General features: G+C 70.7%; 8 protein-coding genes. 4 read left to right on the forward strand and 4 right to left on the reverse strand.

The features are described 5' to 3' along the window. Positions 1–25: 25 nt before the first annotated feature. Complete coding sequence (locus tag AC067N_RS09395) at positions 26–5,002, reverse strand: NAD-glutamate dehydrogenase (RefSeq protein ID WP_478678265.1); 4,977 nt, start codon at positions 5,000–5,002, stop codon at positions 26–28. A 755-nt stretch (positions 5,003–5,757) separates the two neighbouring features. Here AC067N_RS09395 and AC067N_RS09400 point away from each other — a divergent pair. Beyond that, on the forward strand, positions 5,758–6,324 hold the full coding sequence (locus AC067N_RS09400) for a DJ-1/PfpI family protein (RefSeq protein ID WP_478678266.1): 567 nt from the start codon (positions 5,758–5,760) through the stop codon (positions 6,322–6,324). Between the two features lie 89 nt (positions 6,325–6,413). Here the strand turns inward: AC067N_RS09400 and AC067N_RS09405 are convergent, their stop codons facing one another. Then, a complete protein-coding gene (locus AC067N_RS09405; protein ID WP_478678267.1) occupies positions 6,414–7,085 on the reverse strand; it encodes an HAD family hydrolase in 672 nt (223 codons plus the stop codon). Between the two features lie 155 nt (positions 7,086–7,240). Then, positions 7,241–7,756, reverse strand: coding sequence for a DUF6912 family protein (locus AC067N_RS09410; protein WP_478678268.1), 516 nt, complete (start codon positions 7,754–7,756; stop codon positions 7,241–7,243). 417 nt (positions 7,757–8,173) lie between these two features. On the opposite strand from AC067N_RS09410, the gene AC067N_RS09415 reads away from it, so the two are divergent. After that, positions 8,174–8,698 (forward strand): Rv3235 family protein, encoded by a 525-nt coding sequence (locus AC067N_RS09415; protein ID WP_478678269.1) that lies wholly within the window; start codon positions 8,174–8,176, stop codon positions 8,696–8,698. Positions 8,699–8,975: 277 nt separating this feature from the next. Here AC067N_RS09415 and secA read toward each other — a convergent pair whose 3' ends face one another. Further along, positions 8,976–11,825 (reverse strand): preprotein translocase subunit SecA, encoded by a 2,850-nt coding sequence (secA, locus tag AC067N_RS09420; protein ID WP_478678270.1) that lies wholly within the window; start codon positions 11,823–11,825, stop codon positions 8,976–8,978. A gap of 282 nt (positions 11,826–12,107) precedes the next feature. Between secA and AC067N_RS09425 the strand changes: the two genes are divergently transcribed. Both AC067N_RS09425 and AC067N_RS09430 read left to right on the forward strand, forming a co-directional pair. Continuing rightward, positions 12,108–12,677, forward strand: a complete 570-nt coding sequence (locus tag AC067N_RS09425; RefSeq protein WP_478678271.1) for a GNAT family N-acetyltransferase — start codon at positions 12,108–12,110, stop codon at positions 12,675–12,677. 95 nt (positions 12,678–12,772) lie between these two features. After that, on the forward strand, positions 12,773–13,975 hold the full coding sequence (locus tag AC067N_RS09430; protein ID WP_478678272.1) for a winged helix-turn-helix domain-containing protein: 1,203 nt from the start codon (positions 12,773–12,775) through the stop codon (positions 13,973–13,975). The last annotated feature ends 5 nt before the right edge of the window (positions 13,976–13,980 follow it).

Raw genomic sequence — 13,980 nt, forward strand, 5'->3', positions numbered from 1 at the left:
ACGGGGCGCCCCCACCGCCGTATCGCTACGAGTGGCTGCGCAGCAGCGTGCGCATCGTGCGCATGGCCACCGACAGGTTGGCCAGATCGAACGCGTCGGAGCTCTGGATCTCCTCCAGGGTCGTCCGCGCCCGGCCCAGGATGGGCGCGTTCTTCTGCTCCCACACCTTGAACCGCTGCTCCGGCGTCGACGAGCCGTTGCCGGCGGACAGCACGTCGGCGGTGAGCGCGGCGTGCGCCGCGTACAGGTCCTCGCGGATCGCCGCGCGGGCCATGGACTGCCAGCGGTCGGCGCGCGGCAGCTCGATGATGCGGTCCATGAGCTGGGTGATGCTCAGCCGGTCGGCGAGGTCGTAGTACACCTCGGCGACCTCCATCGGCGTCCGGCCGACCCGGTCGGCGACGGCGACGATGTCGAGCGTCGGGAACGCCGAGGAGAAGCCCGCGACACGGGTGGCCAGTTCCTCGGGCACCCCGGCGCCGGCCAGCTCGTCGTAGATCTGCTGGTACCACTCGAGGTCGGCGCCGCGCAGCAGCTTGGGCAGCTCGCCCCAGACGAGGTCCACGCCGTCCTTGAAGAAGGCGATGGTCTCGGTCAGTTGGAGCGGCTGCGGCCGGTTGTTGAGCAGCCAGCGCGTACCGCGCTCGACGAGGCGACGGGAGTGCAGTCGGATCCGGGTCTGGACGGCCGCGTCGACCTTGTTGTCCAGGCCCTCGACCCCGTCCCACACCGCGCCCGACCCGAAGATCGCGCGGGAGGCGGTCTGCGCCCGGACGATCTCCTCCAGCGAGGCCCCGGTCTCCTCCCGCAGCCGGTGCAGGAAGCTCGTGCCGCCCGTGTTGACCGTGTCGTTGACCAGCAGGGTGGTGACGATCTCCCGGCTCAGCGGGTGGCTGTCGATGTGCTCGGGGAACTGCCGGCGCAGCGCGGTCGGGAAGTACGTGTGCAGCAGGGTGCGCAGGTAGGGGTCGTCCGGCAGCGAGGTGTGCAGCAGTTCCTCGGCGACGGTGATCTTCGTGTAGGCGAGGAGGACCGCGGTCTCGGGACCGGTGAGGCCGTGGCCGGTGTTCAGCCGCTCACGGATCTGCCGGTCGGAGGGCAGGAACTCCAGCGCCCGGTCGAGATGGCCCTCCCTGACCAGGTGGCGCATGAAGCGCTGCTGGGCGTGGAGCATGTCCTTCGACTGGGCGAGGGCGTTGGCGATGGCGGTGTTCTGCGCGTAGTTGTTGCGCAGGACCAGCCGGCCGACCTCGTCGGTCATCTCGGCGAGCAGCTTGTTGCGCTGCTTGACGGTCATGTCGCCCTCGGCGACCAGGCCGTTGAGCAGGATCTTGATGTTCACCTCGTGGTCGGAGGTGTCCACACCCGCGCTGTTGTCGATGGCGTCGGTGTTGACCCGTCCGCCGTTCTGCGCGAACTCGATCCGGCCCAGCTGGGTCAGGCCGAGGTTGCCGCCCTCGCCGACGACCTGGACGCGCAGGTCCCGTCCGTCGACGCGGATGGCGTCGTTGGCCTTGTCACCGACGTCGGCGTGCGACTCGGCGCTCGACTTGACGTATGTTCCGATGCCGCCGTTCCACAGCAGGTCGACCGGTGCCTTGAGGATCGCCTTCATCAGGTCGGCCGGGGTCATCTTGGAGATCTTCTCCTCGATGCCCAGGGCGTCCCGGATGTGGCCGTTGATCGGGATGGCCTTGGCGGTGCGGGGGAAGACGCCGCCGCCGGCGGAGATCAGATCGGCGTCGTAGTCCTCCCAGCTGGAGCGCGGGAGTTCGAAGATCCGGCGCCGCTCGGCGTACGAGGTGGCCGCGTCCGGGTTGGGGTCGATGAAGATGTGCCGGTGGTCGAAGGCGGCGACCAGCCGGATGTGCTCGCTGAGCAGCATGCCGTTGCCGAACACGTCACCGGACATGTCACCGATGCCGACGACCGTGAAGTCCTCGGTCTGGGTGTCGACGCCCAGCTCCCGGAAGTGCCGCTTGACCGACTCCCAGGCGCCCCGGGCGGTGATGCCCATGCCCTTGTGGTCGTACCCGGCGCTGCCGCCGGAGGCGAAGGCGTCCCCGAGCCAGAAGTTGTACGACTCGGCGACCTCGTTGGCGATGTCGGAGAAGGTGGCGGTGCCCTTGTCGGCGGCGACGACGAGGTAGGTGTCGTCCTCGTCGTGGCGGACGACGCCGGCGGGCGGGACGACCTCTCCGGCGACCATGTTGTCGGTGATGTCGAGCAGCGCGGAGATGAAGGTCCGGTAGCTGCGGATGCCCTCGGCCAGCCAGGCGTCGCGGTCCACCGACGGGTCGGGCAGCTGCTTGGCGACGAAGCCGCCCTTGGCGCCGACCGGCACGATCACGGTGTTCTTGACCATCTGCGCCTTGACCAGGCCCAGGATCTCCGTGCGGAAGTCCTCGCGCCGGTCGGACCAGCGCAGACCGCCGCGGGCGACCTTCCCGAACCGCAGGTGCACGCCCTCGACGCGCGGCGAGTACACCCAGATCTCGAACGCCGGGCGCGGCGCGGGCAGGTCGGGGATCGCCTGCGGGTCGAACTTCATGGAGACGTAGTCGTGCGGCTTGCCGCCGTCCGCCTCCTGGAAGAAGTTGGTGCGCAGCGTCGCCTTGATGACGGTGAGGAAGGACCGCAGGATGCGGTCCTCGTCCAGGGAGGCCACCTGGTCGAGTGCGGCGTCGACCTCCTCGAGGAGCGCGTCGACGATCTCCCGTCCGGCCCGCTGCCGGTCCGGCGACATCCGCGCCTCGAACAGCGACACGAGCAACCGGGTGGTGTGGACGTTGTTGCGGAGGGTGTCCTCCATGTAGTCCTGGCTGAAGGTGGAGCCGGCCTGCCGCAGGTACTTGGCGTACGCGCGCAGCACCATGGCCTGCCGCCAGGTGAGCCCGGCGCTCAGCACCAGCGCGTTGAACCCGTCGTTCTCGGCCTGCCCGGTCCAGGTGGCGGCGAAGGCCTCCTGCACCCGCTCCCGGGCGTCGTCGCCGTGGAGGTCCCCGGCCGCCGAACGGGGCATGCGCAGCCCGAAGTCGTAGATCCAGGCGGTCGAACGGTCCTCGCAGCGCAGTTCGTAGGGCCGCTCGTCGATGACCTCGACGCCGAGCCGGTTGAGGACGGGCAGCACCGCCGAGAGCGAGACCGAGCCGCCCCTGCGGTAGATCTTGAACCGCCGCTCGTCGGGCGCGGCGCCCACGGGCTCGTAGAGGCTGAGCGCGAAGTCCTCCTCCTCGGCGAGCTGTTCGATGTTGACGAGGTCGGCGACGGCGGAGCGGGGGCTGTGGTCGGCCTTGTACCCCTCGGGGAAGGCGTTGTTGTAGCGGCGCAGCAGCTCGGCGGCGCGCTCCTCGCCCAGTTCGGCGTTGAGCGCCTCGCCGAATCCGTCGGCCCAGGAGCGGGCGGCCTCCACCAGGCGGGCCTCGACGCGCTCCTTGTCGGCGTCGGTCAGCTGCGGCAGTTCGGTGCCCTGCGGGACGCGGACGACGAAGTGCAGCCGGGAGAGGATCGACTCGGTGTTCCAGGCGGTGAAGTCGACGCTGGTACCGCCGAGTTCCTCCTTGAGGATGTCGATGATCCGCAGCCGTACGCCGGTGGTGTACCGGTCGCGCGGCAGGTAGACGAGTGCGGAGTAGTAGCGCCCGTACTCGTCCTGCCGCAGGTAGAGCCGCAGCCGCCGGCGTTCCTGGAGGTAGAGCACGGAGGTGACGATGGACCGCAGCTCGTCGGCGGGTGTCTGGAACAGCTCGTCGCGCGGATAGGTCTCCAGGATCTGGAGCAGGTCGCGTCCGTCGTGGCTGTTGGGCGAGAACCCGGCGCCCTTGAGGACCTCGTCGACCTTGCGCCGGACGACGGGGACTCGGCGGACGGACTCGGTGTAGGCGGCCGAGGAGAACAGGCCCAGGAAGCGCCGCTCACCGACGACGTTCCCCTCGCTGTCGAACTTCTTCACGCCCACGTAGTCGAGGTAGGACGGCCGGTGCACGGTGGCGCGGCTGTTGGCCTTGGTGAGGATGAGGAGCTTGTGCTCGCGGGCCTTGGCGCGGGCGTCGGCGGGCAGCCGCTCGAAGGAGGAGCTGACGGGGTGGTCGTCGGGCCCGGCGTGGTGCGGGTCGGCCCGCAGGATGCCGAGTCCGGTCCCCGCCACGGCGGCGAGTGTGTCATCGGGACGCAGTTCGTACTCGCGGTAGCCGAGGAAGGTGAAGTGGTCGTCGGCGAGCCAGCGCAGCAGCTCGCGGGCCTCCTCGACCTCCTGGTCGCGCAGATCGTCGGCGGTGGGTTCGGTGGGCAGTCCGTCGGCGATCCGGAGTGCCGCGTCCCGCATCTTCTCCCAGTCCTCGACGGCCTCCCGCACGTCGGACAGCACCCGCAGCAGGTCGTTGGTGATCTGCTTCAGATCGGCCCGGTCGGTCTCGCGGTCGATCTCGACGTGGATCCAGGACTCGATGTGGGCGTCGTGCGGAAGCGTCTCGCCGGCGGCCACGGCCGCCGCGGCGGCGGCGACGGCGGACGGCTCGCTGACCAGCTCGACGAGCTTGCCGGTCACATCGCGCCGTACGACGACCTGCGGGTGGATGACGACATGGATGCCGCGACCCTGCCGTGACAGCTCGTTGGTCACGGAGTCGACGAGGAAGGGCATGTCGTCGGTGACGACCTCGACGACGGAGTGGCTGCAGGTCCAGCCGTTCTCCTCCACCGTCGGGGTGTGGACCCGTACGTTGGCCGTGCCCTGGGGGCGGTTCTCGGCCAGTCGGTAGTGCGAGTAGGCGGCTCCGAAGACGTCGACCGGGTCGCGGCCGCTCAGGTCCTCCGGGGCGGTGTGCAGGTAGTAGCGCTGGAGGAACGCGAGCACGGTGTCGTGGTCCGGGGTGTCCGGGGCACCCGCGGCACTCTCGCTCGTCGTCCCAGTCGGTAGGTGCCCCCCGACCGGGCTGTTCTCAGCTACCCGGGCGGCCCTCTCGAGCAACTCGGCCTTGGCTTCGTCCAGCTTGGTCTGCATTGTCCTCTGGCTCCTGTCGCGCGCCGTTGCGTGACGTAGAAGGAAGTACGGCCTCATCCCCTCCGACGCGACGCCACGACACGGGGTGTCCGGTCTGGTTCGACGCTATGCCGCGGGGTGGGATGAGCGGGGGGCAATCGGCCATTCTGGCCATGGAACCGGCGTGTGACGCTGCTCTCGGGGCCGTCGGCCCACCGGCGTCGGTCGGCGCCTCGGGGGCCTTCAGCGCCCCCGCCCGCCCGCAAGGACCAGCGAGCGCCGCCCGGTCACGGATGTGGTCCGTGCTCACCGGGCGCGGGGCAGGGACGACGGCGTCCCCGCGAACTATCGCGCTGATCACGCCACCAAGGCTATCGCTCCTTGCGGGCCCCCCGTCATGAGCCGTATGTGTACAAAACCGGGGCCGGAACTTTGACATTCCACACAGAGACAACCACCCGACTTCCACACTCACCCCGCGCACCCGAGCATACTCCCGCTCAACTGTGCCTCTCGGGCGGGGCGCGGGCAGGGTTTCTCCACCGAACGGACCGTCTCGGGAGCAGGCGCACCCACCGAGTGACCGGAATGCGCCGGGGCAACCCTTACGCGTCAAGGCGGCAATCGGAGGGTGAGGCTGCCGCCAAAGAGGTGGCGAAACGGCCGCACCGGCACCGCGTCGCCGCAGACCCCCTTGGCAAACCCCCACCCTGGATGCACGGTGCCCAGGACACCCCTGGAGACGAACCCCACCACGAGGCCGAGGGGAACCCGCCATGACAGCCAAGATCCTCATCATCACCGGTGACGCGGCCGAGTCACTTGAGGTCCTCTACCCCTACCAGCGCCTGCGCGAGGAGGGCTACGAGGTCCACATCGCCGCCCCCTCCCGCAAGCAGCTCCGCTTCGTCGTCCACGATTTCGAACCCGGCTTCGACACCTACACGGAGAAACCCGGCTACACCTGGCCTGCGGACCTCGCCTTCTCCGAGGTCGACCCCGGCCAGTACGCCGCCCTCGTCATCCCCGGCGGCCGGGCCCCGGAGTACCTCCGCAACGACCCGGAGCTCCGCAAGATCCTCAAGTCGTTCTTCGACACCGACAAGCCGGTCGCCCAGATCTGTCACGGGCCGCTGCTCACCGCCGCCGTGGACGCGCTCCACGGCCGCCGCGTCACGGCGTATCCCGCGCTGGAACTCGACATGCAGTCCGCCGGCGCGACCTTCCAGGACGCCGAGACCGTGGTGGACGGCACGCTCGTCTCCGCCCGCGCCTGGCCGGACCACCCCGGCTGGATGCGCGAGTTCCTGAAGGTGCTGCGGGCGAAGGCGCCGGCGACCTGAGCCGGTCCTCCCGGCAGGAGCGGGCACCGGCCGACCGCGCCCCCGGTGAGGGCACGTGCCCCGGGACCCGCTCTCCCCGGCGGGGACCGCTACGCCGCCAGCCGCTCGGCCTCGGCGACCGCCTCCTCCAGGGTGTCCACCACGGGCACCCCGGGCACGCTCTCCAGACTGGCCCGGCTGTGGGAGCCCCCGGTGTAGAGCACGGCCCGCGCCCCGACGTGCCGGGCGGCGATGGCGTCGTCCGCGGCGTCCCCGATCACCACCGTCCGCTCCGGTTCCACCCCCACGAGCCGGCGCAGGTGGCGCACCATGTGCTCGGCCTTGCTGCCCCCGGACGGCCCGGTCCGCCCGTCGACCCGCATGAAGTGCGGCTCGATGCCGAACCCACGGACCAGCGGCACGAGTTCCTCGTGCACGTACATGCTGAGGATCGACTGGCTGTGCCCCTCGGACCGCCAGTCGGCGAGCAGCGTGGGCACCCCGTCGGTGAGTCCGCACACGACCCGGTGCTCCGCGTAGTACCGGTGGAAGACGGCGTCCATGGCGTCCCACTCCGCGTCGGTGGGCAGCCGCCCGATCAGCCGCTCGTAGAACTTCGGCACCGGCACGCAGTACAGCTCCCGGTACCGCTCCAAGGTGAGCGGCTCGATCCCCAGCTCGGCGAACGCGGCGTTCGTCGCCCCGATGATCGCCTCGTTGTCATGGAACAGCGTGCCGTTCCAGTCCCAGACGATGTGCGCCCCAGCGCCCTGCTTCCCCATACCGAAAAAATACCCCTCGCCACCGACAACGCACCGCGACCTCGAGTGCGCACCCCGCGAACCCGTACGACACCGAACCTTCGCACGAACCGCTCCCGCCGGGAGCGTGCCGGGCTCCGCCCGCTCCCCTTACGGGGCGCCGGGCGCGGTGGACCTCACTCCCCCGGCCCCACGAGGTTCGGGATCTCCTGCGTCGCGTACCACAGCAGCTCGTGGTCGTCCGCTCCGTCGACGATGAACTGGGCGTCGTCGTCGCCCTGGTCCGCCGCACCGAGCGCGTCCGCCGCCTCGGCCACCTCGGCCTCGGCCTCCGCCGAGTCGACGTGCACGGCCGCCGCCTTGGCCAACGGCACCGGCCCGGCGACCCGCACCTCGCCGAGCGCCGCCGGATCGAGCCCCCGGTCGGGGTCGGCGACCGCGTCCCGGTCGGCCACGTCCACGGCCACCACGACCCGGCGCCGAGCGGCCCCCGGCTCCTCGGCGACCAGCCGCAACGACGCGAGCGCGGCCCGGTTCAGCGCGGCGTACTCCAACTCCTCGATGTCGTCGGACAGGTACCACTCGCGCAGCGCCGGCGTGACGGCGTACGCGACGAGCGGCCCCTCTCCCAACTGCCCCGTCTTGTACGCCTCGGCGAGCCCGGGAAGGGTCAGGGGGACGTAGACGCGCATGGCAGGCCGCTTTCGTAGTCGTGTTCGCCGCAAGGCTCCGCGGAGGGCTCCGGCGGGGACGGTCCGTCCCGCCGGGAACGATCCGTACCCCGATGGGGTCGCTCCCGCACCCCGGCAGGGGCCCGGGGCGGTTGGAGGAGTCCCGACGGGCCTTCAGGATACGTGCGGGCGTCCCCTTTCGAGCCCCCGGCCGGACCTCCGGCCCCGTCCACCCCACGCCCACCGCCTCACCCGGTACACCCCCGCCACCCCGGCCTCGGACCCCGCCCCCATCACCCTGATAGGTGAACGTTCCGGGGCCCTCGCCGATCGCCGCCCTTCCTTGCGACGGCCGCCTCCCGCCTCGTACAAGATCCCCAACGCGAAGTTACCGACTGGTACCCGCGGCTCGCCCGACACCGACGAACGGGGATCCCGATGAACAAGGTCATGACCAGGACCCAGCGCCGCCCCGGCACCCGCCCACCCGTCCGCCACGACACGCGCCGCCCCGGCCGCGCCCCCGCCCGCACCACGCCCGGCGGCGGCCGTTCCTCGACCACAGGCCGCAGCCCGGCCGCGACCCTGCTGCACGAGGCCCTCGCCGCGCCCGCCCCACGGCCCCGCCCCACCGACCGCTTCGCGGACCTCCTCCTGGCCGTCCTGAGCGGCCGCCGCCCGGTCCACAGCATGCTGCGCCACACCGCGGGCCGGGCCTACGACGAACTGGCCTGGCTCGCCGAACGAGGTCCCTTGCGCACCGCCCACGGCGCCGACCCGGTCATCCGCGACATCGGCTACTACGTGGCCGCCCCCGGAGCCCTGGAGGTCTTCGCCCGCATCGGCGCGGGCGACCGCCTCAGCGCCATGGCCTTCCGCCTGGAGCACGGCCCCGACCACCGCTGGCGCTGCACAGCGGTGGAACTGGGCGGCCCGAGGCGACCCCACACGGACGACGTCTGAGCCACCACCGCGCCACCCGGCCGTACGCCGTACGCCCGCATCCGCCCGCATCCCGGCCGCCCCCAAACCGCGCCCAGAGCGCCCCAGCACCCGTACCGCGCACGCAGAAGGGCCGGGCACCCGAAGATGCCCGGCCCCTCCCCGTCTCACGGCCTACGGCCTCACAGCCCCCTCGGCACCGGCGCCACGGGCCCACGCCCACCGGGCCTGCACGCGGGACGACGACGCGGACCGGCGGCCGCTCACCGCCCCGCGTCCCGCGGAGCCGCGAGTGCCCTCACTTCTTGCGGCGACGGCCGCCCGCCCTGCCCTGCTGCTTGCGGCGCTCCGCGCGGGTGAGGCCGTCGGCCTCGGAGCGGATGGGCTCGTCCTCGGGGAGGTCGCCCTCGACGATGCCGCCCTCGCCGTCGACGGTCGGCGCGGAGAAGTGCAGCCGGTCCCGGCGCTGCGGGGCCTCCAGGCCCTTCGCCCGGATCTCCGGCCGTGCGGCACCCGCCTGGGCCGGCACCGCGTCGCCCTTGTCCAGGGTCGGCCGGGCGTCCTCGACCGGGACCTCCTCGACCTGCTGCTCGACCTGGACCTCCAGGTTGAACAGGTAGCCGACGGACTCCTCCTTGATGCCCTCCATCATGGCGGTGAACATGTCGAAGCCCTCGCGCTGGTACTCGACCAGCGGGTCCTTCTGGGCCATCGCGCGCAGGCCGATGCCCTCCTGGAGGTAGTCCATCTCGTAGAGGTGCTCACGCCACTTGCGGTCCAGGACGGACAGGACCACCCGGCGCTCCAGCTCACGCATGATCTCGGAGCCGAGCTGCTCCTCACGCGCCTGGTACTGCTCGTAGATGTCGTCCTTGATGGACTCGGCGATGAACTCGGGGGTCAGCCCGGCCCGGTCACCGGCCGCCTCCTCAAGCTCCTCGATGGTGACCTTCACCGGGTAGAGCTGCTTGAAGGCGCCCCACAGCCGGTCGAGGTCCCACTCCTCGGCGAAGCCCTCGGCGGTCTCCGCGGCGATGTACGCGTCGATCGTGTCGTCCATGAAGTGCTGGATCTGCTCGTGCAGGTCCTCGCCCTCCAGGACGCGGCGCCGCTCGCCGTAGATGACCTCGCGCTGGCGGTTGAGGACCTCGTCGTACTTGAGGACGTTCTTGCGCGTCTCGAAGTTCTGCTGCTCGACCTGCGACTGGGCCGACGCGATCGCGCGGGTGACCATCTTGTTCTCGATCGGCACGTCGTCCGGCACGTTCGCCATGGACATCACACGCTCGACCATCTGGGCCTTGAACAGGCGCATCAGGTCATCACCGAGGGAGAGGTAGAAGCGGGACTCGCCCGGGTCGCCCTGACGGCCGGAACGACCGCGCAGCTGGTTGTCGATACGGCGGGACTCGTGCCGCTCGGTGCCGAGGACGTAGAGACCGCCGAGGGCCTCGACCTCCTCCTTCTCGGCCTTGACCGCCGCCTCGGCCTTGGCGAGGGCCTCGGGCAGGGCCGCGGCCCACTCCTCGATGTGCTCCTCGGGGTCGAGCCCGCGCTGGCGCAGCTCCGCCTCGGCGAGGTCCTCGGGGTTGCCGCCGAGCTTGATGTCCGTACCACGGCCGGCCATGTTGGTGGCCACGGTCACGGCGCCCTTGCGGCCGGCCTGGGCGACGATGATCGCCTCACGGTCGTGCTGCTTGGCGTTCAGCACCTCGTGCTGGACGCCGCGCTTGCTCAGCTGCTGGGACAGGTACTCGGACTTCTCGACCGACGTCGTGCCGACGAGGATCGGCTGGCCCTTCTCGTGCTTCTCGACGATGTCGTCGACGACCGCCTCGAACTTCGCGACCTCGGTGCGGTAGATCAGGTCCGACTGGTCCTTGCGCACCATCGGCCGGTTCGTCGGGATCGGGACGACACCGAGCTTGTAGATCTGGTGGAACTCGGCGGCCTCGGTCATGGCCGTACCGGTCATGCCGGACAGGCCCGGCATCTCCTTGCCGTTGTGGTCGCGGCGCTTGTAGAGACGGAAGAAGTTCTGGAGGGTGATCGTGGCGAGCGTCTGGTTCTCGTCCTTGATCGGCACCCCTTCCTTCGCCTCGATCGCCTGGTGCATGCCCTCGTTGTAGCGGCGGCCGGCGAGGATACGGCCCGTGTGCTCGTCGACGATCATGACCTCGCCGTCGATGACGACGTAGTCCTTGTCCTTCTTGAAGAGCTCCTTCGCCTTGATGGCGTTGTTGAGGTAGCCCACCAGCGGCGTGTTCACCGACTCGTACAGGTTGTCGATGCCCAGCCAGTCCTCGACCTTGGAGACGCCGGACTCGTGGATGGCGACCGTGCGCTTCTTCTCGTCGACCTCGTAGTCGCCGGTCTCCTCGATGCCCTTGAGGGGGTTGCCGGGCTCGCCCTTCTTCAGGCGCGTCACCAGCTTGGCGAAGTCGCCGTACCACTTGGTGGCCTGGTCGGCGGGGCCGGAGATGATCAGCGGCGTACGGGCCTCGTCGACGAGGATGGAGTCGACCTCGTCGACGATCGCGAAGTTGTGGCCGCGCTGGACGAGCTCGTCCTTGGACCACGCCATGTTGTCGCGGAGGTAGTCGAAGCCGAACTCGTTGTTCGTGCCGTACGTGATGTCGCAGTTGTACTGCTCGCGGCGCTGGGCCGGCGTCATGTTGGCGAGGATGCAGCCGACGCTCAGGCCCAGGAACTTGTGGACGCGACCCATCATCTCGGAGTCGCGCTCGGCCAGGTAGTCGTTGACCGTGATGAGGTGGACGCCCTTGCCGGACAGCGCGTTCAGATACGCGGGCAGGGTGCCGACGAGGGTCTTGCCCTCACCGGTCTTCATCTCGGCCACATAGCCGAGGTGGAGGGCGGCGCCACCCATGATCTGCACGTCGTAGTGACGCTGGCCGAGGGCGCGCTTGGCGGCCTCGCGGACGGTGGCGAACGCCTCGGGGAGCAGGTCGTCCAGGCTCTCGCCGTCGGCGTACCGCTGCTTGTACTCATCGGTGAGGGCACGCAGCTCGGCGTCGGAGAGGTCGACGAAGTCCTCTTCGATGGAGTTGACCTGGTCCGCGATGCGGTGCAGCTTGCGCAGGATCTTGCCTTCGCCTGCACGCATGATCTTCGAGAGGACGGACACGGGGGTTTGTCTCCTTGCCGGTCGGGCCTGGGACGGTCGGTTTCAATTGACAGATTCAAATCACAGCTTGAGCAACGGCCATCGTAAGCGAGGACCCCGCCGTGCCGGGAGGTCTGGCCCTGACAGCCACTAGGACAACGGGCAGGCGTCACCGATGGTGCCGCGTTCCGCCCACGAAATGCACGAATTGTGACCGCCTGGTCGCCGCCGTGCCCCGGTTCCGGCCACGGAACGGGCGCACATGAGATGGCGCCCTTCCGCGGCGCCGAGCACAATCGCCCGATGGACCCCGTCACCCTGACCACCGAGCGCCTGCTGCTGCGCGCCGTGGACGCGCGCGACACCGACACGGTGTACGCCGCCGCGCAGGACCCGGACATCCAGCGCTGGACCACGATCCCCTCGCCGTATCTGCGCGAGCACGCGGTGACCTTCGTCGAGCACGCGGTCCCCGAGGGCTGGGCCCACGCCTCCATGTTCACCTTCGGCGTCTTCCTCCCCTCCGGGGTGCTGACGGGCATGCTCGGCATCACCATGCGTTCCCTGGGCACCGCCGAGATCGGCTTCTGGACCGCCAAGGAGCACCGCCGCAACGGCTACACCTCCGAGGCGACCCGTGTAGCGGCCCGCTGGGCCTTCACGGCGCTCGCCGTCGACCGCCTGGAATGGCGCGCCGAGGTCGGCAACACCGCGTCCCGAGCGGTCGCCGAGCACACCGGCTTCACCGTGGAGGGCACCCTGCGCTCCGCCCTCAACAACAACGGCACCCTCCGCGACTGCTGGGTGGGCTCCCTCCTCCCCTCGGACCTGAGCCTCCCCTCCAGGTCCCCTTACCTGCCGGCGCCTCGCTGACGCACCAGCCCCGGCCCGGCCGCCCGCTCGCCGGTTCTTCGAGTGTTTCCCCAGCTCAGCCCGGCTTGTCAGTGCTCTGGCCTACCCTGCGGACCATGACACCCCTGCCGCCCCCCACGACAGAACTCACCGCGGACGAGGCCCGCCGCATCGCCCTGCGGGCCCAGGGCTTCCTCGGCGCCCCCGACCGCAGGGCCGGCGTCCGCGGCGTGCTCCGCCATCTGGGCGCGGTCCAACTCGACACCATCTCGGTCCTCGCCCGCTCCCACGAACTCGTGCCGTACGCCCGCCTCGGCGCCATAGGCCGCACCACGGTCGACCGCGCCTACTGGGCCACCGGCCCGGACGGCGCCGTTCCGGCCCGGCCCCACGCCTTCGAGTACTGGTCCCACGCGGCCTGCATCCTCCCCATCGAGGAGTGGCCCCACTTCGCCTTCCGCCGCCGCGCCTACCGCGCCCGCCCCCCGTGGGGTCACGACCTGCCCGACGGCGCCTACGACCGCGTCATCAAGCAGCTCCGCGACGAGGGCCCCCTCACCGCCACGGAACTGGGCGGCGCGAAGCGCACCAGCGAGTGGTGGGACTGGTCCGGCGAGAAGATCGCCGTCGAACGCGCCCTGATGTACGGCGAGGTGGTCTGTGTGCAGCGCCGCGGCTGGAAGCGGGTGTACGACCTCGCCGAGCGCGCCGTCCCCGCCGAGCTGCTCCATGACGAGCTGGACGACACCGAATGCCTGCGCCGCCTGGTGCGGCTGGCCGGTGAGGCCCTCGGCGTCGGCACGCGCGCGGACATCGCCGACTACCACCGCCTCAGGGGCGAGCAGTTCGACGCGGTGGTCGCCGACTCGGGCCTGGTGCCCGTGACGGTGGAGGGCTGGTCCAAGCCCGCCTGGGCCGACCCGGCGGCCCTGGCCGCACCCCCGCGCGGCCGCCACCGTACGACGCTCCTGTCCCCCTTCGACTCCCTGATCTGGGAACGGGCCCGCACGGAACGCATCTTCGGGTTCACCCACCGCCTGGAGGCCTACGTCCCCAAGCAGAAGCGCGTCCATGGCTATTTCGCGATGCCGGTGCTGTCCGGCGGCCACCTGGTCGGCCGTGTCGACCCCGCCCGCGACGGTCGCACCCTGGTCGCCAAGCAGGTCACCCTGAAGGGCCCGAAGGCGGTCCCGGCCGTGGCGCAGGCCCTGTTGGAGGCGGCGAGCTGGGTGGACTGCACGAACGTCCGTGTGGAGCGGGTGGACGCCGCCGAGCTCCGCGACCCGTTGACCAGGGAACTCACCCGCGCACTGGCCTGACCGCG

It is taken from the genome of Streptomyces sp. NPDC042364 (genome assembly GCF_056437585.1).

Coding starts and splice junctions, on each gene's coding strand:
- AC067N_RS09395 (WP_478678265.1), bottom strand. CDS start 5,002: ATGCAGACCAAGCTGGACGAAGCCAAGGCCGAGTTGCTCGAGAGGGCC.
- AC067N_RS09400 (WP_478678266.1), top strand. CDS start 5,758: ATGACAGCCAAGATCCTCATCATCACCGGTGACGCGGCCGAGTCACTT.
- AC067N_RS09405 (WP_478678267.1), bottom strand. CDS start 7,085: ATGGGGAAGCAGGGCGCTGGGGCGCACATCGTCTGGGACTGGAACGGC.
- AC067N_RS09410 (WP_478678268.1), bottom strand. CDS start 7,756: ATGCGCGTCTACGTCCCCCTGACCCTTCCCGGGCTCGCCGAGGCGTAC.
- AC067N_RS09415 (WP_478678269.1), top strand. CDS start 8,174: ATGAACAAGGTCATGACCAGGACCCAGCGCCGCCCCGGCACCCGCCCA.
- AC067N_RS09425 (WP_478678271.1), top strand. CDS start 12,108: ATGGACCCCGTCACCCTGACCACCGAGCGCCTGCTGCTGCGCGCCGTG.
- AC067N_RS09430 (WP_478678272.1), top strand. CDS start 12,773: ATGACACCCCTGCCGCCCCCCACGACAGAACTCACCGCGGACGAGGCC.